This window comes from Pseudomonas sp. (genome assembly GCF_030690725.1).
GTDB lineage: Bacteria > Pseudomonadota > Gammaproteobacteria > Pseudomonadales > Pseudomonadaceae > Aquipseudomonas.
This window is the reverse complement of sequence record NZ_JAUYGD010000024.1, coordinates 1-19185: the sequence shown is the minus strand read 5'-3', so window position 1 is coordinate 19185 and position 19185 is coordinate 1. Positions and strand designations below refer to the sequence as shown.

The following is a 19185-nucleotide window of genomic DNA, read 5'->3' as shown; positions in this document are numbered from 1 at the left end:
CTTCTAAATCAACGCCTACAGCACTAAATAATGGCGGAGAAGGGGGGATTCGAACCCCCGACACCCTTTTGAGATGTACTCCCTTAGCAGGGGAGCGCCTTCGGCCACTCGGCCACCTCTCCGCAACACGGGGCGCATGATAACCATGTTTTCCCCGTTTGCAAAGCCAAAATTTCGATAAAAATTAGTGGCTTGGTTCTTCGCCTTTCTCTTTCTGGATGCGCTGGTAAATTTCTTCGCGGTGCACGGCAACCTCTTTCGGCGCGTTAACGCCAATGCGCACCTGATTACCTTTAACGCCCAACACGGTGACAGTGACTTCGTCACCCACCATCAGGGTCTCTCCGACCCGGCGAGTCAGAATCAGCATTCCTTTCTCCTTACGGATTTCAGTTCAGGACAACAGCAGTCTGCAAAAAAGAAAATGGTGGCAGCCCCGAACATCTCAAGCAGAGCCTTCACCCAAGTATTGACTAGTGTGAGCAGAAAGAAAGTTCCTGCTCATGCCAACCAAAAAGACAAAAGGCGCGGGATAAACCGCGCCTTTCGGATAATGCCTCAGTCGCCCTGACGGGCCGGGGCATCCAGTTCAAAAGCAGTGTGCAGGGCGCGCACCGCCAACTCCAGATATTTCTCCTCGATTACCACGGAGACTTTGATCTCCGAGGTGGAGATCATCTGGATATTGATGTTTTCCTTGGCCAGCGCCTCGAACATGCGACTGGCAACACCGGCGTGGGAACGCATGCCAACGCCAACGATGGACACCTTGGCAATCTTGGTGTCGCCGATCACTTCGCGCGCACCCAGCTCGCGAGCGGTGTTTTCCAGCACCTGCTGCGCCGCGGTGTAGTCATTACGGTGCACGGTGAAGGTGAAATCGGTGGTGTTATCGTGCGCAACGTTCTGCACGATCATGTCCACTTCGATATTCGCAGCACTGATCGGGCCGAGAATTTTGAACGCCACGCCCGGGATGTCCGGTACGCCACGGATGGTCAGCTTGGCTTCGTCGCGGTTGAAAGCGATGCCGGAGATGATCGGCTGTTCCATGGATTCCTCTTCATCAAGGGTAATGAGGGTGCCCGGCCCCTCTTGGAAGCTGTGCAGCACGCGCAGCGGGACGTTGTACTTGCCGGCGAATTCCACCGAGCGAATCTGCAGCACCTTGGAACCGAGGCTGGCCATTTCCAGCATCTCTTCAAAGGTAATTTTTTCCAGACGCTGAGCCTGTGGCACCACACGCGGGTCGGTGGTGTAGACACCATCAACGTCGGTGTAGATCTGGCACTCATCGGCCTTCAGCGCAGCAGCCAGCGCCACACCCGTGGTATCGGAACCGCCACGACCGAGGGTGGTGATATTGCCGTGCTCATCGACACCCTGGAAACCCGCGACCACCACCACACGACCGGCCTTGAGGTCGGCACGCAGTTTCTGGTCATCAATCTGCAGGATGCGCGCTTTGTTGTGCGCGCTGTCAGTCAGGATGCGCACCTGGTTGCCGGTATAGGACACCGCCGGCACGCCAATCTTGATCAGCGCCATGGCCAGCAGGGCAATCGTCACCTGCTCGCCGGTAGAGACCATCACGTCGAGTTCACGCGGTACCGGCTGACCATCACTGACCTGTTTGGCCAGATCGATCAGGCGATTGGTTTCACCGCTCATGGCGGAAACCACAACCACAATGTCATCGCCGTTTTCGCGGAATTTCTTCACCTTCGCGGCCACCTGCTGAATACGCTCAACAGTGCCGACGGAAGTGCCGCCAAATTTCTGTACGATCAAAGCCATTTCAAAGCCGCCTCAGCCCGTGAAGGGCGCCCATTAAACATACAACTCAATACCCTGCCAAGGCCCGCCGGGCGTATACCGGGCCTTGGGCTGTACATCCGGGGAATCAGACGTTTACAGACCCTGCTCGGCGAAAGCCACCGCCAACGCCAACGCACCATCGAGGGCCGCCGCATCAACGCCGCCGCCCTGAGCCATGTCCGGGCGACCGCCGCCCTTACCGCCAACAGCAGCAGCTGCCTGCTTCATCAGCTCGCCGGCCTTCAGCTTGGCGGTCAGATCCTGAGTCACACCGGCCACCAGCACGACCTTGTCGTCCTGCACGCCGCCGAGCAGGATCACCGCGCTGCCGAGCTTGTTCTTCAATTGGTCGACCATCGCCAGCAGCGCCTTGCCGTCCAGACCGTCGAGACGCGCTGCCAGCACCTTGATGCCTTTGACGTCGACAGCCGAACCGGCCAGGTCATTGCCCGCCGCGCTGGCGGCCTTGGCTTTGAGCTGCTCCAGCTCTTTTTCCAGCTGACGGTTGCGCTCCAGCACACCGGCAAGCTTGTCCAGCAGGTTGTCGCGGCTGCCTTTGACCAGCGCCGCGGCTTCTTTCAGCTGCTCTTCAGCGCCGTTCAGGTAAGCAAAGGCTGCCGCGCCAGTAACCGCTTCAATTCGACGCACGCCTGCGGCCACACCGCTTTCGCTGGTGATCTTGAACAGGCCGATATCGCCAGTGCGCTTGACGTGAGTGCCACCGCACAGCTCAACGGAGAAGTCACCGCCCATGCTCAACACGCGCACCTGATCGCCGTACTTCTCACCGAACAGCGCCATGGCACCTTTGGCCTTGGCGGTTTCGATGTCGGTTTCCAAGGTTTCAACTTCGCTGTTGCCGCGCACTTCACGGTTAACGATGGTTTCCAGTTCTTTCAGCTGAGCCGGGGTAATCGCCTCGAAGTGGCTGAAGTCAAAACGCAGACGCTGACTGTCGACCAGTGAGCCCTTCTGGGTCACGTGCTCACCCAGCACCTGACGCAGCGCTGCATGCAGCAAGTGGGTAGCCGAGTGATTGAGCGCAGTGGCCTGACGCACGCTGGCGTCCACTTCGGCCTTGACCGAGGTGCCGACACTCAAACCGCCTTTAACCGCAACGCCGTGGTGCAGAAACGCGCCACCGGCCTTGGTGGTATCACGCACATCGAAGCGCACGCCAGCGCCTTCAAGGAAGCCACAGTCACCGACCTGACCACCGGACTCGGCGTAGAACGGCGTCTGATCAAGGACCACAACGCCCTCCTCGCCTTCACTCAGGCTGTCGACTGCCTGACCGGCCTTGAACAGCGCAATGATCTTGCCGCTGCCGCTGGTGCCCTGGTAGCCGAGGAACGCGGTATCGCTGTCGACCTTGACCAGGCTGTTGTAGTCCATGCCGAACGCGCTGGCAGAACGGGCGCGCTCGCGCTGCGCCTGCATTTCGCGCTCGAAGCCTTCTTCATCCAGAGTCAGCTCGCGCTCACGGGCGATGTCGCCAGTGAGGTCCATCGGGAAGCCGAAGGTGTCATACAGTTTGAAGATCACTTCACCCGGAATCACCGTGCCTTTCAGCTCGGCCAGGTCCTGCTCGAGGATTCGAAGGCCCTGTTCCAGGGTCTTGGCAAACTGCTCTTCTTCGGTTTTCAGCACGCGCTCGATATGCGCCTGCTGCTGTTTCAGCTCAGGGAAGGCATCGCCCATCTCGGCTACCAGCGCGGCAACGATCTGATAGAAGAAGCTGCCCTTGGCGCCCAGCTTGTTACCGTGGCGGCAGGCGCGACGGATGATGCGGCGCAGCACGTAGCCACGGCCTTCGTTGGACGGTGTCACGCCATCGGCGATCAGGAAGCCGCACGAGCGGATATGGTCAGCCACCACTTTCAGCGAAGCCTGAGCTTCGTTGGCGCAACCGATGGCCTTGGCCGCCGCATTCAGCAGGCTCTGGAACAGATCGATCTCGTAGTTCGAGTTGACGTGCTGCAGCACCGCACTGACGCGCTCCAAGCCCATGCCAGTGTCCACGCTCGGCGCCGGCAGCGGATGCAATACGCCGTCTGCGGTGCGGTTGAACTGCATAAAGACGTTGTTCCAGATTTCGATGTAGCGATCACCGTCCTCTTCTGGCGAGCCGGGTGGGCCACCCCAGATGTGCTCGCCATGGTCAAAGAAAATCTCGGTGCACGGGCCGCACGGGCCGGTGTCGCCCATGGTCCAGAAGTTGTCGGAAGCGTACGGCGCGCCTTTGTTGTCGCCGATACGGATCATGCGCTCGGCCGGTACGCCGATTTCCTTGTTCCAGATATCAAAGGCTTCATCGTCAGTGGCGTAGACGGTGACCCAGAGCTTTTCCTTGGGCAGGTTCAGCCAGTTTTCGCCGGTGAGAAATTCCCAAGCGAAGTGAATGGCGTCGCGTTTGAAATAGTCGCCAAAGCTGAAGTTGCCGAGCATTTCGAAGAAGGTGTGGTGACGTGCGGTGTAACCGACGTTTTCCAGGTCGTTGTGCTTGCCGCCGGCACGCACGCACTTCTGGCTGGTGGCGGCGCGGGTGTAGGCGCGCTTTTCCAGGCCGAGGAAGCAATCCTTGAACTGGTTCATCCCTGCGTTGGTGAACAGCAGGGTCGGGTCATTACCCGGAATCAGGGAGCTGGAGGCGACACGGGTGTGTCCCTTCTCTTCGAAGAAGCTGAGGAAGGCTTCACGGATTTCTGCGCTTTTCATAGGAATCTTCCAAAAACCAGCGGCCACGACAAAGCCGGCAAAGGGCCGCATTATATCGGGCCTGCGCTAGGGGGCTAGTGCCTTTATTGATAGAGAGCGACTATTCATCGCTCCAAGACAATCAATTCCGGCGAAATTCGGCGAAGGCTGCGACAACCTGATCAATATCCGCAGACGCAATATCCAGGTGAGTGACCATGCGTAGCCGCGGCGCAGCAGTGAGCTTGATCCCGCGCTCGGCGCAGAAGGCCTTCAGCGCGCCGGCCTGCTCGCCCACCTGGGCGTAGACCATATTGGTCTGCACCGGCTCCACTGCATAACCCAACTCACGCAAACCGGCGGCCAAGCGCTCGGCATTGGCGTGATCCTCGGCCAGGCGCGCCACCTGATGCTGCAAGGCGTACAAACCGGCTGCAGCGAGCATACCGGCCTGGCGCATACCGCCGCCGACCATCTTGCGCAAACGCCGCGCCCTGCCGATCAGCTCGACCGAACCACACAGCACCGAACCGATTGGTGCGCCGAGGCCTTTGGACAAACACACCGACACCGAATCGAAGTATTGGGTGATCTCCCGCGCCGGCACACCCAGCTTGACCGCGGCGTTATACAAGCGTGCGCCGTCCAGATGCAGGGCCAGGCCACGCTGTGTAGTCAGTTCGCGCGCGGCCTGCAGATAAGCCAGCGGCAGCACCTTGCCCTGCATGGTGTTTTCCAGCGCCAGCAGGCGGGTGCGGGCGAAGTGGAAGTCATCCTGTTTGATCGCCGCTTCAACCTTGGCCAGATCCAACGAACCATCGGCTTCGCCATCAATCGGCTGCGGCTGGATCGAGCCAAGTACCGCCGCGCCGCCGCCTTCGTATTTATAGGTGTGCGCCTGCTGACCGACGATATATTCGTCGCCACGCGCGCAATGGGCCATCAGCCCGAGCAGGTTGCTCATGGTGCCAGTGGGCACGAATAGCGCAGCCGCAAAGCCCAACTCGGCAGCCAGAAACTGCTCCAGACGATTAACCGTAGGGTCTTCGCCATACACGTCATCGCCCAACTCGGCGGCTTGCATGGCCTCGCGCATACCAGGGGTCGGCTGGGTGACGGTGTCGCTGCGCAGGTCGATAACGGGCATGGCGGGCAGTCCTTAGATGGGGCTAAAGCCCGATGCTAAAGCGCGCCACTCAGGCAAACAAGGTACAGATCAGGCGAGAAAACCCAGGACAGATTGCGCCAAGCAGAACGACCTTAGGCTAATTGAACGTCTTCGGCAGGAACGATCAGGATGCCGGCGCGCAGGCCGTTCTTGACCTTGGGATTGGGGAAGATAATCCGCGCGCCCGGCTCATCCACCACCCAGCGGGTATCGGCCAGATCCTCGGCCAGCAGGTAGCCAATCGGCAGTTCGCTGAAGTTCTCGATATCCGCTGGCAGGTGCAGTTTGAAGGCGTCGCTGTGCTTGATCACTTCACGCGCCACGGCAAATAACTTCAGTTCGCCCAAATCATCGCTGGCACCCTCGGGCTCGCGGCCTTCGATCAAGGCCTGCAGATGCAGTTCGAGCAGGTCGAGGTTGACCAGCTCGTTCTGCCCGAACGGCCGTGCCTTGCCCAGTTCCAGGGTGAAGGCTTCCGCCCCCAGCTGGGTATAGGTGTAGGCGCTGAAAGTGATCGAACTCTTGTTGTGCAGCAGCACCGCCTCAATCCCGGCAGCGCTCAAGCGCGCCAGTTCACGCTGGCTGCGCGGGCGGCCTTCCTGAAACGGATAAAGGGCGAACTGCTCGATCTTCGACGCGCGAATCGCGGTATGCAGGTCGTAATGCAGGCGGGTGCGATCTGGCTTGTTGAAAAAAGTCGCGGCCAGATGTTCCAAGTCACAGGCGCGCAACGCTTCCGCACCGGTGTGCTGATCGTGGCGGCCGTTGAATAGGCGATTGATGTCCTGCTCGATATAACGCTCACCGCTGCGCATGGCGGCGGGGTTACCGAACAGAAAGAGAATGCGTGCGCGGGGCTTCAACTGGTTGCGGGCGATGCCCTGCAACAGGCGGTCGAGCAACTCGATGGGCGCGGTTTCGTTGCCATGGATGCCGGCAGACAGCAGCAGATCCAGGCCATTGTCGCTGGCCACCGGCGGCGTTATTTCCAACGCGCCTTCGGCCAGCCAACGCAAACGCGTACCCTCGGGAGTCAGCTGAATCTTCGCTGCCGGTTCGTGGCCGGCCAGGGTCAGTTCAAGCAGTTTGCCGAGGGCGAGCATAGGCGTTTCCTCAGAGCGTCAAAGAGCTCTTAGTGGTTGCAGTCAGGACCGTGCACATGATCGTCGTCTTCGTCCAGGCCAGCGGCTTCCATTTCCAGCTCCAGGCTGACCAGGTTGGTGGCCAGCGGGCGCAGCAGCAGATTGGCGTACTCAGCAGCGCCCTCCTCCACATCCACACCGATCATCAGCTGGTTGTTACCCACCTGCTGGAACCAGATTTCCTGGCCCTGCCAGATCACGGCGAAACGTGTGCAGGAGGTTTCCAGCTGGGTGCCGTCAGTGTCTTCGAGGATCAGTTGCAGGGCGTCGGACATGGTAATAAGTACTCAATCAAGCTAATTGGAATGGATAAACCGCGCCCAGTTTAAGGATCTGCGTCAGTTCGTCCAAGGCCGCACGGCATTCATTGAGCAATTGTGGGTCAGCCAGATCGTTTTCGCTCAGGCGATCACGGTAGTGCTTGTCGACCCAAACGTTGAGGCTGTCGTGCAGGGTCGGGGTCATGATCACGCCCTGATTGACCGCCGCCAGCTCGTGCTCCTTGAGCGCCACGCGCAGGCGCAGGCACGCCGGGCCACCGCCGTTCTGCATGCTCTGCTTGAGGTCGAAGACCTTAACCTCGCGAATCGGCCCATTACCGCTGGTCAGTTGCTCCAGGTAGCGCCAGACATTGCCGTTGTTGCGGCACTCTTCCGGCACAATCAGCAGCATGCCGCCATCGGCGCGGTTAAGCAGTTGGCTGTTGAACAGGTAGGACTTGACCGCATCCTCCACCGTCACCGCATCACGCGGCACGCACACGGCCTGGAAGTTGCCGCCACGGCGGGCGAGCTTGTCGCTCAGCTCAGCCAGCACCTTGTCGGTGTCGAGGAAGGCGTCCTGGTGATAGAACAGCACCTCGCCATTGCCTACCGCGATCACGTCGTTGTGAAACACGCCCTGATCGATCACCGCTGGCGTCTGCTGGGCGTAAACCACGCCGTCATCACTCAGGCCATGCAGACGGGCAACCGCCTGCGAGGCTTCCAGGGTCTGCCGCGCCGGGTAGCGCTGCGGCGCCGGGAAGCGGCTGTCGAAGGCGCTGCGGCCGAACACGAAGAACTCCACGCCGGCATCGCCGTAGCCTTTGCAGAAGCGCGTGTGGTTGGCCGCGCCTTCATCGCCGAACTGACCGACGGCCGGCAAAGCCGCGTGGTGAGCGAAGTGCTGCTCATTGGCGAACATGGCGCCAAGTACACGACTGGTAGTCGGGTGCTCAATCGAGCGGTGGAATTTGCAGTTGAGGTTGGCGGCGGTGAAATGCACGCGACCATCGGCAGTGTCGGCGCTGGGGCTGACGGTGCAGGCGTTGGCCGTCCACATGCTGGAGGCCGAGCAGCTGGCGACCAGCAGCGGCATAGCGTCTTTCGCGGCCTTCTGGATCACCTGCGCGTCAGTGCCGGTAAAACCCAGGCTGCGCAGCACGGCGACATTCGGGCGCTCCTGCGGGGCCAATACGCCCTGCTTGAAGCCCATTTCCATCAAGGCCTTCATCTTGGCCAGGCCCTGCTTAGCCGCTTCTTTCGGGTTGGACGCGGCCTGGCTGTTGCTCTGCGAGGCGACGTTGCCGTAGGACAGGCCACCGTAGTTGTGAGTCGGCCCGACCAAACCATCAAAATTTACTTCGAATGCAGAAGCTTTGGATACTTGGCTCACAGGCTTACTCCGGGTGTCAGGGTGGCGGGCAGGCTCAGGCTGTCGGATTCCAGCGAGGCCACCGGGTAGGCGCAATAATCGGCTGCGTAATAGGCACTGGCGCGGTGGTTACCAGAGGCGCCCACACCGCCGAATGGCGCGGTGCTGGCGGCACCAGTCAGCTGTTTGTTCCAGTTGACGATACCGGCGCGGCTTTGCAGCCAGAACTGCTCGTAGCGCGCCTTGGAGTCCGACAGCAGGCCAGAGGCCAGGCCGTATTGGGTGTTGTTGGCCTCGGCGATAGCCGCATCAAAATCGGTGTAGCGAATCACCTGCAGCAGCGGACCGAAGAACTCTTCATCCGGGCGATTGGCGACCTCAGTCACATCAATGATGCCAGGGGTGAGCAAGGCGGCGCCCTGCAACGGCTGAGTCATCTCCAGCAGCGGCTTGGCACCCTGGGTCAGCAAATGCTGCTGCGCCTTGATCAGGTGCTGCGCGGCGGCCAGGGAAATCACCGAGCCCATAAAGGGCGCAGGCTGGGCGTCGAAACTGCCGACCTTGATGCTCGCGGCAACCTCAACCAGACGCTCCAGCAGGCTATCGCCCCACGCGCCGTCCGGCACCAGCAGGCGGCGCGCACAGGTGCAGCGTTGGCCAGCGGAGATAAAGGCCGACTGGATAATGGTGTACACCGCTGCATTGAGATCAGCGACCTGATCAACCACCAGCGGGTTGTTGCCGCCCATTTCCAGGGCGAGGATCTTGTCCGGGCGACCGGCGAACTGGTTGTGCAGCAGGTTGCCGGTGCGGCTGGAGCCGGTGAAGAACAGGCCATCTATACCGTCATGCGCGGCCAGGGCCACACCGGTATCGCGCGCACCTTGCACCAGGTTGAGCACGCCTGCCGGCAAGCCGGCTTCGATCCAGCATTTAACGGTCAGCTCGGCGACTTTCGGAGTCAGCTCACTGGGCTTGAACACCACGCAGTTACCCGCCAGCAGCGCCGGCACGATATGGCCGTTGGGCAGGTGACCAGGGAAGTTGTAAGGGCCGAATACGGCGACCACACCATGCGGCTTGTGTCGCAACACAGCGGTGGCGTCGGCCAGCGGGCCGCTCTTCTCACCGGTGCGCTCGCGGTAGCTCTGGATGGAGATGGCGACCTTGTTGACCATGCTGGTGACTTCGGTAGCGGTTTCCCAAAGCGGCTTGCCGGTTTCTTCACCAATGCAGTGGCCCAGGGCGTCGGCATGGCTTTTCAGGGTAGCGGCAAACTGCTCGAGCACAGCGATACGCTCATCCAGCGAGCGCGAGGCCCAGGCCGGGAATGCAGCGCGGGCGGCCTGTACGGCAGCGTCAACCTGTGCGGCGCTGGCCGCCTGACCTTGCCAGATGGCTTCCTGGCTGACCGGGTTGAGCGATTCCAGGGCTTCACCCTGGCCTGCGTGCCAGGCCCCGGCAATGTAATGAGTGCTCATCTTGTTTTATCACTCCCAGCAAGGTGTAGACCCGGCCTACGCCGGATCGGCAAATAGAGACAGCTGCGTCGCACTACTTGGGCAAGCAGCCTTTAGCCGCGGGCGGAAACCGCGACCGCACGCACCTGATCGCCCGCCGACATCTGCAGACGCTTGGCGGTTTGTGCATCGACCACCAGGGTGCCGGCGGCCAGGCGCGCCGGCGCGGCGGTAATCCGGCAGTCCTCGCGCTTGCGGTTGTGAATCAGGAAACGCGGCGCGTCATCGCCCGGGGTGCCGACGGCCAGCACCAGCACCTGGCTGTCCTGCACGGCGCGGATCTTCGCGGTCTGCGCTTCAATGGCCGGGCCGGCGTCGAAGATGTCGACATAGCCCTGATAGCTGAAACCCTCACCCTTGAGCATGGCCAGCGCCGGCTCGGTGTCCGGGTGAACGCGACCGATGATGTTGCGCGCGTCCTCCGAGAGGAAGCAGGTATAGAGCGGAAACTTGGGCATCAGCTCGGCGATAAAGGCCTTGTTGCCCACGCCGGTGAGGTAGTCAGCCTGACTGAACTCCATCTTAAAGAAGTGCCGACCGAGGCTTTCCCAGAACGGCGAGCGGCCCTGTTCATCGGACATGCCGCGCATCTCGGCAATCACCTTGTCGCCGAACAGCTCGCGGAATTCGGCGATAAACAGAAAGCGTGCCTTGGACAACAGCCGACCATTCAGGCCACTGCGCTGGTCGCTGCGCAAAAACAGCGAGCACAGCTCGGAGTTGCCGGTCAGGTCGTTGGCCAGGAACAGCGTCGGCACCTGGCGGTGGATCTGCAGCTCCTGCGAGGCGCTGACGGTCAAGCCGACCCGGTAGTTGTACCAGGGCTCGCGCAGGCCAACGGCGCCAGCGACGGCGGAGATACCAACCACCTCGCCGTTGTCGTCTTCGAGCACGAACAGGTAGTCGGCATCGGCACGCGCGGCTTCGCCACGGAAGGTTTTCTCGGCCCAGCCAACACGGTGCGCCAGGCGCTCCTCATTGGCGGGCAGCGTAGTCAGGCCAGCGCCGGTACTGCGCGCCAGCTGAAACAGGGCCGGCAGATCGGCGCTGCGGACGGGACGAACGATCATGCGCTAACTCCTTAAACCGCAACCAGGCGTACGCTGACGCCTTCGCCGACGCCCAGGGCCTCGGCGGCAGCCAAACTCAGGGTGACTGGCTTGCCAGGCACCCAATCAAGATCCACAACGATGGCGCGGAAATCCTGCAGCTGGCCGTTACTGACCAGATACGGCCGGCCGCCTTTGACCGGCTCGCCGATACGCAACGGCACCACGCGGCTCTGGGCAATCGAACGGATGCCCGAGGTACGCGCATGCAGAGTCGGGCCACCATCGAAGATGTCGATGTAATGGTCGGTCTCGAAGCCTTCACGCATCAGAATGTCGAAGCTGATCTGCGCCCGCGGATGCACCTGACCCATGGCTTCTTGCGCCTCATCAGGCAGCAGCGGCACATAGATCGGGTAATGCGGCATCAATTCGGCAAGGAAGGTGCGGCTCTTCAGGCCACACAGGCGCTCGGCCTCGGTGTAGTTCATGTCGAAGAAGTTGCGCCCCACCGCATCCCAGAACGGCGAATCGCCGGCCTCGTCGCTGTAACCGACGATTTCCACCACCAGCGCATCGGCAAAGCGCTCCGGGTGGTTGGCGAGAAACAGCAGGCGACCACGCGAATTGAGTTCCGACCAGGCGGTATTCACCAGCGGCCGCTCGACGTAGAAGCTGGTCAACAGGCTGTTGCCAGTCAGGTCGTGGCACAACGAGAGCACGTGGATCTTGTTATGGATCTTCAGCTCGCGGGAGTTGTGCACGAAGGTTTCGTTACGAAAGCTATAGAACGGCTCGGAGTAGCCGGCAGACGCGACGATGCCGGAGCAGCCGACCAGGCGACCGCTCTCAGTGTCTTCGAGGACGAAGAAGTAGCTTTCTTCACCGTTGAAGCTGACTTCGGCGGCAAACGAAGCCTCCGAGGCCGCAATCTTTTCGCGCAGACGATCAGCGTCGTCCGGCAGTGAAGTCACACCAACCGGGCTGTCCGCGGCGAGACGCTGCACTTCAGTGAGGTCGGCCATTTGCGCGGGGCGCATCACCAGCATGGTGCCACTCCTTTTGATAAAAGCTCCAAGCAGCCCAAACCGGGCGGCCTAGAGAAAACCGCAACAAACGCTGCGGCACACACAGAGACGGGCTTCCTTGCTGTTAGCTCAACCCATCCGTGGGTCGAGCGGGCACAGCCTGATCCGCCGCACTAACGACGGATCAGGCCGGCAATCAGGCTTGAGCCAGCTTGGCCACGGCACGTTCGAAACGCGCCAGACCTTCATCGATATCGGCGTCTTCCACCACCAGGCTTGGGGCGAAACGCACCACGTCCGGGCTGGCCTGCAGCACCATCACGCCTTCCACTGCCGCAGCATCGAGAATCGCCTTGGCCTTGCCTTTCCAGGCATCAGACAGCACCGCACCGATCAGCAGACCGAGGCCGCGCACTTCGCTGAACACACCGTACTGCTGGCCGATCTGCTCCAGCTTGGTTTTGAAACGCTGATACTTGGCTTTAACGCCAGCCAACACTTCAGGGGTGTTGATGGTGTCGATCACCGCTTCACCCACCGCACAGGCCAGCGGGTTGCCACCGTAGGTGGTGCCGTGGGTGCCGACGGCCAGGTGCTTGGCCAGCTCGCTGGTGGTGAGCATCGCGCCAATCGGGAAACCGCCGCCCAGGCTCTTGGCGCTGGAGAGGATGTCCGGGGTCACGCCGTAGTGCATATAGGCAAACAGCTCGCCGCTGCGGCCCATGCCGCTCTGCACTTCGTCGAACACCAACAGCGCATTGTGCTTATCGCACAGCTCGCGGGCCGCTTGCAGGTAAGCCAGGTCAGCCGGCAGCACGCCGCCCTCACCCTGAATCGGCTCCAGCACCACGGCGCAGGTCTTGTCGGATACCGCAGCCTTCAGCGCCTCGATATCGTTATAAGGGATGTGGCTGATGCCCTGGATCTTCGGGCCGAAACCGTCGGAATACTTCGGCTGACCGCCGACGCTGACGGTAAACAGGGTGCGACCATGGAAGCTGTTGGTCGCGGCGATGATTTCGCATTTGTCTTCGCCGAACTTATCGAACGCCACGCGACGGGCCAGCTTGAAGGCGGCCTCGTTGGCTTCGGCGCCGGAGTTACAGAAGAACACGCGCTCGGCGAAGGTGGCGTCGATCAGCTTCTTGGCCAGGCGCAGGGCCGGCTCGTTGGTGAACACGTTGGATACGTGCCAGAGGTTGCCGGCCTGCTCGGTGAGCGCCTTGACCAGCGCCGGATGGGCGTGACCCAGCACGTTGACGGCAATGCCGCCGGCAAAGTCGATCAGCTCGCGACCGCTTTGATCCCACACGCGCGAACCGGCGCCACGTACTGGAATAAAGGCAGCGGGTGCGTAGTTGGGCACCATCACCTGGTCGAAATCGGCGCGTTGCACCGGGTCGTGCTGAACGGACATCTGAGCTCTCCTAACGAGGAACACCTGCATTCAATAGCAGGCGATGTGAAGGATTGTAGGGACTGATCCGGGGCCGGCATTGCCGCCATGCGACAACTTCTTATAGCGCCAACCCTAGGAAAACCGCAGCTTTCGCAAATGCGACAGAAAGCATCGGGAAGGCGCAGTTTAAATGCAGCCACCCGCCTTGGCGCGGTTTTCTCGGCCACGCGGAAAAGGAATTTGGCCGCACAGGCGGCCGAGATCAAACAAGAGGTAACGGCCTGGCTAGGCGGTTACCGGAATTACCGCCGGCACCGGCGGGCTGTCCAGGCAGAGAAATTCGATCAAGCGGGCTTTCTGCGCCATGGCGTCCTGATAACCCAGCTCGATCAGCTCGTTGCAGTAACCCGGCTCGAACAGCAGGTAACTCAGCACCCCCGCCCCACTGGCCTTGGTCGCCCCTGGCCCACGCAGAAACAGACGCAAGGCCTTGGGCAGTTCATGCCGATGGCGCGCGGCGATCAGGTCCAGCGGCTGGCTGGGGGAAATCACCAGCACATCCACTGGCTTGAGCCCCAGGCCACGCGGGTGATTTTCGGCGGGAATCAGCCGCCCCATCTGGTTAAGCCGCTCAAGCAGCTCGATATCGCTTTCCAGGCTGTCAATAAAGGTGCTGTTGAGCATATGCCCGCTGATCTGCGCCAGGCTCGGCGGCCGACTGTGCTGCGGCCGCACCACTGGCACCGGCGCCTGCGCACCGGCCGGATTGCCACTGACGCCAACCACCAGCACCCGAGTCGCGCCCAGGTGCAGGGCCGGGCTAATCGGCGCGGATTGGCGTACTGCACCATCGCCGAAGTATTCACGGTTGATCTTTACCGGCGGAAATATCAGCGGAATCGAGGCACTGGCCAGCAGATGTTCAAGGGCCAGGCGGGTTGGTACACCGACCCGACGATGGCGGAACCAGGGATCGATGGTGGCGCGGCCTTGATAGAAGGTCACCGCCTGGCCGGTTTCATAACCGAATGCAGTCACCGCCACTGCGCGCAACTGGCGGTGGCGTACAGCTGCAGCAATCCCGCTGAAATCCAGTTCCCGGCCCAGCAAATCGGCCAGCGGCGAGCTGTCGAGCAGCGCCACCGGCACCTGGCCGCCCAGCCCCAATAGGCTGTGGCCGACAAAGCGACTGGCCTGGCGCAACACCCCCGGCCAATCGCTGCGATACACCTGATGAGTATGAAAGCCCTGCCAGACGCTGGTCAGCCGGCGCACAGCTTCGGTGAAGTGCAACGCACCACAGGCCAGGCCAACCGCATTGATCGCGCCTGCCGAGGTGCCGACGATAACCGGAAAAGGATTGTGCGCCGCATTGGGCAGCAGGTCGGCAATCGCCGCCAGCACCCCCACCTGATAGGCCGCCCGTGCGCCACCGCCGGAGAGAATCAGCCCGGTAACTGGCTGACTGGTTGGAGCAGTGTGCGGCATAGGCTGTATCCCACTGTTTTTTAGCCAGTATAGGAGCCAGCCAGGCGCTCACGGAACCACCAGGTGCCAAGAAAACCCACTTCAACCGAACAACCCGCCAATTGGATGGCGGGCCAAGCCAGAAACTCGAACCTGCTTTCGGATCTCGCGAGCTAGAGCGAGACAAGGCAAAAATGGCCGAGGAAGCGGAGTTTACGGGCTGTAAATGAGCATTCCGAGGCCATTTTTAACGCCGTATCGCCGACGCGCAGCAGATCCGAGGCAGGTTCTTAGCGCTTCTTTTTATATAGCTTCGGCTCGCCTTTAGGCCGCGTCTTGAAGCGTCGATGCGCCCACAGGTACTGCTCAGGACAGACGCTGATGGCCTGCTCGATCCACTGATTGACCCGCAGGCAGTCGGCCTCTTCGCTCTCAGTGGGAAAATCCGCCAGCGGCGGATGGATCACCAGACGATAGCCCTGACCATCGGGCAAGCGCTGCTGGGTAAAGGGAATCACCCGGGCACGGCCCATGCGGGCGAACTTGCTGGTGGCGGTGACGGTGGCCGCCTGGGTGCCGAACAAGGGTACGAACACGCTGCGCTGGGCACCGTAGTCCTGATCCGGCGCGTACCAGACCACGCCACCGGCACGCAGCAGCTTGAGCATGCCGCGCACATCATCACGACCAATCACCCCGAGCAGGCGCTGTTCGCGACCGCGACGCTGCACATAGTCGAACAGCGGATTCTTGTGCGGGCGGTACATGCCGTACATGTCCTGGGCCATGCCGAGCAGGCCGCCGCCCATTTCCAGGGTGGTGAAATGCAGCGCCATCAGAATCACGCCCTGGCCATCGGCCTCGGCCTGACGCAGATGCTCCAAACCCTCAATAGTGCCCAAGCGACGCAGGCGCTCGGCGGGCCACCACCAGGCAATGGCCATTTCAAAGAAGGTAATCCCGGTAGAAGCGAAGTTTTCCTTGAGCAGCGCTTCGCGCTCGGCGGCGGGCATCTGCGGAAAGCACAGCTCCAGGTTACGCGCGGCGATCTTGCGCCGCGAACTGGCCAGGCGATACATCACGCAGCCCAGACAGCGCCCCAGCCACAGCAGCACCTTATAAGGCAGCTGGGCAATCAGCCACAGCAGGCCCAGGCCCAGCCACAACAGCCAGAAACGTGGATGCAGGAAATAAGCGCGAAATACAGGGCGATCCATAAAACAGGTCCGAGGCACGCAATAAAGCGCGGCATTCTATCAGGAGTTTGCTTGCTGCCTGGTTTCGCGGCGCGCAACTTGCGAGCGCGCGGCGTTCTCGCTATAAGTCCGGCTTACTTTTCCCCCAGCTTCTAAATAAGGGCCGTATCAGGCAGACCATGAGCCAAGCCGATCTCCTCGAACAAGACCCTGTATTCCAGCTAAAAGGCAGCATGCTGGCCATCACCGTGATGGAGCTGGCGCACAACGACCTCGCCCGCCTCGACCAGCAGCTCAGCGAAAAAGTCGCCCAGGCCCCGGCCTTCTTCAGCAATACCCCGCTGGTGCTGGCCCTGGACAAGCTGCCGGAAGGTGAAGGCGTGCTCGACTTGGCCGAGCTGATGGCGGTCTGCCGCAAGCATGGCCTGCGCACGTTGGCGATCCGCGCCAATCGCGAAGCCGATATAGCGGCCGCCGAAGCGCTGGATTTGCCCGTACTGCCGCCGTCCGGCGCCCGCGAGCGGCCTATCGACCTGGCGCCGCCGAAGCCGGAAAAACCCGCCGAACCCGAGTTCAAGCCGAGCAAAATCATCACCAGCCCGGTGCGTGGCGGTCAGCAGGTGTATGCCCAGGGCGGCGACCTGATCGTCCTAGCCCCGGTCAGCGCCGGCGCGGAACTTCTCGCCGATGGCAACATCCATGTTTACGCACCGATGCGCGGCCGGGCACTGGCCGGCATCAAGGGCAATCTCAAGGCGCGGATTTTCTGCCAGCAGATGGGCGCAGAACTGCTCTCCATCGCCGGCCAGTACAAGGTGGCCGAAGACTTGCGCCGCGACCCACTCTGGGGCGAGGCGGTGCATGTCAGCCTGTCGGGTGACGTGTTGAACATCACCCGCCTTTAACGGATACTGCCGCCACTTTTCAAGGACACAGACAGGGCACCCGGAAGCCTGAGATAGGCCACGGAAACCTGCGTTTTTTCTACATTTTGGGGTGAATCACCTTGGCCAAGATCCTCGTTGTTACGTCCGGCAAAGGTGGCGTCGGTAAAACCACCACCAGCGCTGCCATCGGTACCGGCCTCGCCCTGCGCGGGCACAAGACTGTCATCGTCGACTTCGACGTCGGCCTGCGCAACCTCGACCTGATCATGGGCTGCGAACGCCGCGTGGTGTACGACTTCGTCAACGTGGTCAACGGCGAAGCGACCCTCTCGCAAGCGCTGATCAAAGACAAGCGCCTGGAAAACCTCTACGTGCTGGCTGCCAGCCAGACCCGTGACAAAGACGCGCTAACTCAGGAAGGCGTCGAGAAAATCATCAACGAACTGCGCGAAACCTTCGAATACGTGGTCTGCGACTCGCCGGCCGGTATCGAAAAAGGCGCGCACCTGGCCATGTACTTCGCCGATGAAGCGATTGTCGTGACCAACCCGGAAGTCTCCTCGGTACGTGACTCGGACCGCATGCTCGGCCTGCTGGCGAGCAAATCGCGCCGCGCCGAGAAAGGCGAAGAGCCGATCAAGGAACACCTGCTGCTGACCCGCTACAACCCTGAGCGCGTGGTAAAAGGCGAAATGCTTGGCGTGGAAGACGTCGAGGAAATCCTCGCCATTCGTCTGCTCGGCGTGATCCCTGAGTCGCAAGCCGTACTCAAAGCCTCGAACCAGGGCGTACCGGTGATCCTTGATGACCAGAGCGATGCGGGCCAGGCTTACAGCGACGCGGTTGACCGCCTGCTGGGCAAGGAAGTGGCACATCGGTTCCTCGATGTGCAGAAGAAGGGATTCATGCAACGCCTGTTTGGAGGTCGTGAATGAACATTTTTGACTTCTTTCGTGAGCGCAAGAAAGAAACCACAGCGTCCATTGCGAAAGAGCGTCTGCAAATCATCGTCGCCCACGAGCGCGGCCAGCGCAGCCAGCCGGACTACCTGCCGGCCCTGCAGCAAGAACTGGTCGAGGTGATCCGCAAGTACGTGAATATCGACTCGGATCAAGTACAGGTTGCACTGGAAAATCAGGGCAGCTGTTCCATTCTGGAACTTAACATCACCTTGCCGGACCGTTAATCACGGTTGCCGCAGTAGAGCCTGTATCAATGGCGGCCTTAAGGCCGCCATTTTATTTCAGCCCTACACAGAACCTGTAGGAGCGGACTTGTCCGCGAAACGCTTAACTCGCACCGGCAAAGCCATCGCGGGCAAGCCCGCTCCTACACCAGCAGACCGACGCGCACTCAAGAAGCCCATGCCCCTCAGCCAAGTAGAAATTCTCCACCAGGACGCCGCCCTGCTGGTGATCAACAAGCCCACCCTGCTGCTCTCGGTACCCGGCCGCGCCGAGGACAACCGCGATTGCCTGGTGACTCGCCTGCAGGAAAACGGCTACCCGGAAGCGCGTATCGTCCATCGCCTGGACTGGGAAACCTCAGGGATAATCGTCCTGGCCCGCGACGCCGACAGCCACCGCGAGCTGTCGCGGCAGTTCCACGACCGCGAAACCGAGAAGGCCTACACCGCGCTGTGCTGGGGCCAACCCGAGCTGGACAGCGGCAGTATCGACCTGCCGCTGCGCTACGACCCGCCGACCAAGCCGCGCCACGTGGTTGACCATGAACTGGGCAAGCATGCGCTGACCTACTGGAAAGTGCTGGAACGCCACGCTGAACATTGCCGCGTCGAGCTGACCCCCATCACCGGCCGCTCGCACCAGCTGCGTGTGCATATGCTGTCCATCGGCCACCCACTGCTTGGCGACGGCCTGTACGCCCACGAACAAGCCCTGGCCGCCTACCCGCGCCTATGCCTGCACGCCAGCATGCTGAGCCTGACCCACCCACAGACAGGCGAGCGGATGCGCTTCGAGTGCCCGGCACCGTTTTAAAGCTAACCTGCTGCAATTGATGATTTGCACCTAGGCGCCCCCATCCTACGGGGGTAATAGCGGTTGCATACCAACAGCAAAAGCTTCGCGGGCATGGCCCGCTCCTACGCGGCTCGCCGCTGTACCTGTAGGAGCGGGCCATGCCCGCGATAGAGATGGCCGGAACGCCGCCACTCAGC

General features: G+C 61.4%; 17 protein-coding genes and 1 tRNA gene. 4 read left to right on the top strand and 14 right to left on the bottom strand.

Annotation, left to right across the window (positions count from 1 at the left end; translation table 11 throughout):
* Nucleotides 1-31 precede the first annotated feature (31 nt).
* The 14 genes from Q8O69_RS04910 to Q8O69_RS04845 form a co-directional block, all read right to left on the bottom strand.
* Nucleotides 32-122: transfer RNA gene (locus Q8O69_RS04910), tRNA-Ser, on the bottom strand.
* 62 nt (nt 123-184) lie between these two features.
* Nucleotides 185-370 (bottom strand): carbon storage regulator CsrA, encoded by a 186-nt coding sequence (csrA, locus tag Q8O69_RS04905; protein ID WP_025165378.1) that lies wholly within the window; start codon nt 368-370, stop codon nt 185-187.
* 188 nt (nt 371-558) lie between these two features.
* A complete protein-coding gene (locus Q8O69_RS04900) occupies nt 559-1797 on the bottom strand; it encodes an aspartate kinase (RefSeq protein WP_304868001.1) in 1239 nt (412 codons plus the stop codon).
* 114 nt (nt 1798-1911) lie between these two features.
* On the bottom strand, nt 1912-4536 hold the full coding sequence (gene alaS / locus Q8O69_RS04895; RefSeq protein WP_305590032.1) for an alanine--tRNA ligase: 2625 nt from the start codon (nt 4534-4536) through the stop codon (nt 1912-1914).
* A gap of 121 nt (nt 4537-4657) precedes the next feature.
* A complete protein-coding gene (ltaE, locus tag Q8O69_RS04890; protein ID WP_305590030.1) occupies nt 4658-5662 on the bottom strand; it encodes a low-specificity L-threonine aldolase in 1005 nt (334 codons plus the stop codon).
* Nucleotides 5663-5775: 113 nt separating this feature from the next.
* A complete protein-coding gene (gene astE / locus Q8O69_RS04885; protein WP_305590028.1) occupies nt 5776-6786 on the bottom strand; it encodes a succinylglutamate desuccinylase in 1011 nt (336 codons plus the stop codon).
* A gap of 29 nt (nt 6787-6815) precedes the next feature.
* On the bottom strand, nt 6816-7100 hold the full coding sequence (locus tag Q8O69_RS04880) for a topoisomerase II (RefSeq protein ID WP_282876459.1): 285 nt from the start codon (nt 7098-7100) through the stop codon (nt 6816-6818).
* Between the two features lie 16 nt (nt 7101-7116).
* Nucleotides 7117-8481 (bottom strand): N-succinylarginine dihydrolase, encoded by a 1365-nt coding sequence (gene astB, locus Q8O69_RS04875; protein ID WP_305590024.1) that lies wholly within the window; start codon nt 8479-8481, stop codon nt 7117-7119.
* A complete protein-coding gene (gene astD / locus Q8O69_RS04870; protein WP_305590022.1) occupies nt 8478-9941 on the bottom strand; it encodes a succinylglutamate-semialdehyde dehydrogenase in 1464 nt (487 codons plus the stop codon). Before astD ends, astB begins: the two co-directional genes overlap by 4 nt.
* Nucleotides 9942-10033: 92 nt before the next feature.
* Complete coding sequence (astA, locus tag Q8O69_RS04865; protein WP_305590020.1) at nt 10034-11050, bottom strand: arginine N-succinyltransferase; 1017 nt, start codon at nt 11048-11050, stop codon at nt 10034-10036.
* 11 nt (nt 11051-11061) lie between these two features.
* Nucleotides 11062-12078 (bottom strand): arginine/ornithine succinyltransferase subunit alpha, encoded by a 1017-nt coding sequence (gene aruF / locus Q8O69_RS04860; RefSeq protein WP_305590019.1) that lies wholly within the window; start codon nt 12076-12078, stop codon nt 11062-11064.
* A gap of 175 nt (nt 12079-12253) precedes the next feature.
* Nucleotides 12254-13474, bottom strand: a complete 1221-nt coding sequence (locus Q8O69_RS04855) for an aspartate aminotransferase family protein (protein ID WP_305590017.1) — start codon at nt 13472-13474, stop codon at nt 12254-12256.
* Between the two features lie 267 nt (nt 13475-13741).
* A complete protein-coding gene (locus Q8O69_RS04850) occupies nt 13742-14944 on the bottom strand; it encodes a patatin-like phospholipase family protein (RefSeq protein WP_305590015.1) in 1203 nt (400 codons plus the stop codon).
* A 269-nt stretch (nt 14945-15213) separates the two neighbouring features.
* Nucleotides 15214-16140, bottom strand: coding sequence for a lipid A biosynthesis lauroyl acyltransferase (locus Q8O69_RS04845; RefSeq protein WP_305590012.1), 927 nt, complete (start codon nt 16138-16140; stop codon nt 15214-15216).
* Nucleotides 16141-16298: 158 nt separating this feature from the next.
* On the opposite strand from Q8O69_RS04845, the gene minC reads away from it, so the two are divergent.
* The 4 genes from minC (at nt 16299) to Q8O69_RS04825 (ending at nt 19006) form a co-directional block, all read left to right on the top strand.
* The gene (gene minC / locus Q8O69_RS04840; protein WP_275963282.1) at nt 16299-17024 is read left to right on the top strand and encodes a septum site-determining protein MinC; all 726 of its coding nucleotides are present in this window, start codon (nt 16299-16301) and stop codon (nt 17022-17024) included.
* A 101-nt stretch (nt 17025-17125) separates the two neighbouring features.
* Complete coding sequence (gene minD / locus Q8O69_RS04835; protein ID WP_304867988.1) at nt 17126-17941, top strand: septum site-determining protein MinD; 816 nt, start codon at nt 17126-17128, stop codon at nt 17939-17941.
* Nucleotides 17938-18192, top strand: coding sequence for a cell division topological specificity factor MinE (minE, locus tag Q8O69_RS04830; protein WP_025165363.1), 255 nt, complete (start codon nt 17938-17940; stop codon nt 18190-18192). The genes minD and minE overlap by 4 nt, the downstream gene beginning before the upstream one ends.
* A gap of 124 nt (nt 18193-18316) precedes the next feature.
* Nucleotides 18317-19006: an RluA family pseudouridine synthase gene (locus Q8O69_RS04825; protein WP_305590035.1), complete on the top strand. Its 690-nt coding sequence runs from the start codon at nt 18317-18319 to the stop codon at nt 19004-19006.
* The last annotated feature ends 179 nt before the right edge of the window (nt 19007-19185 follow it).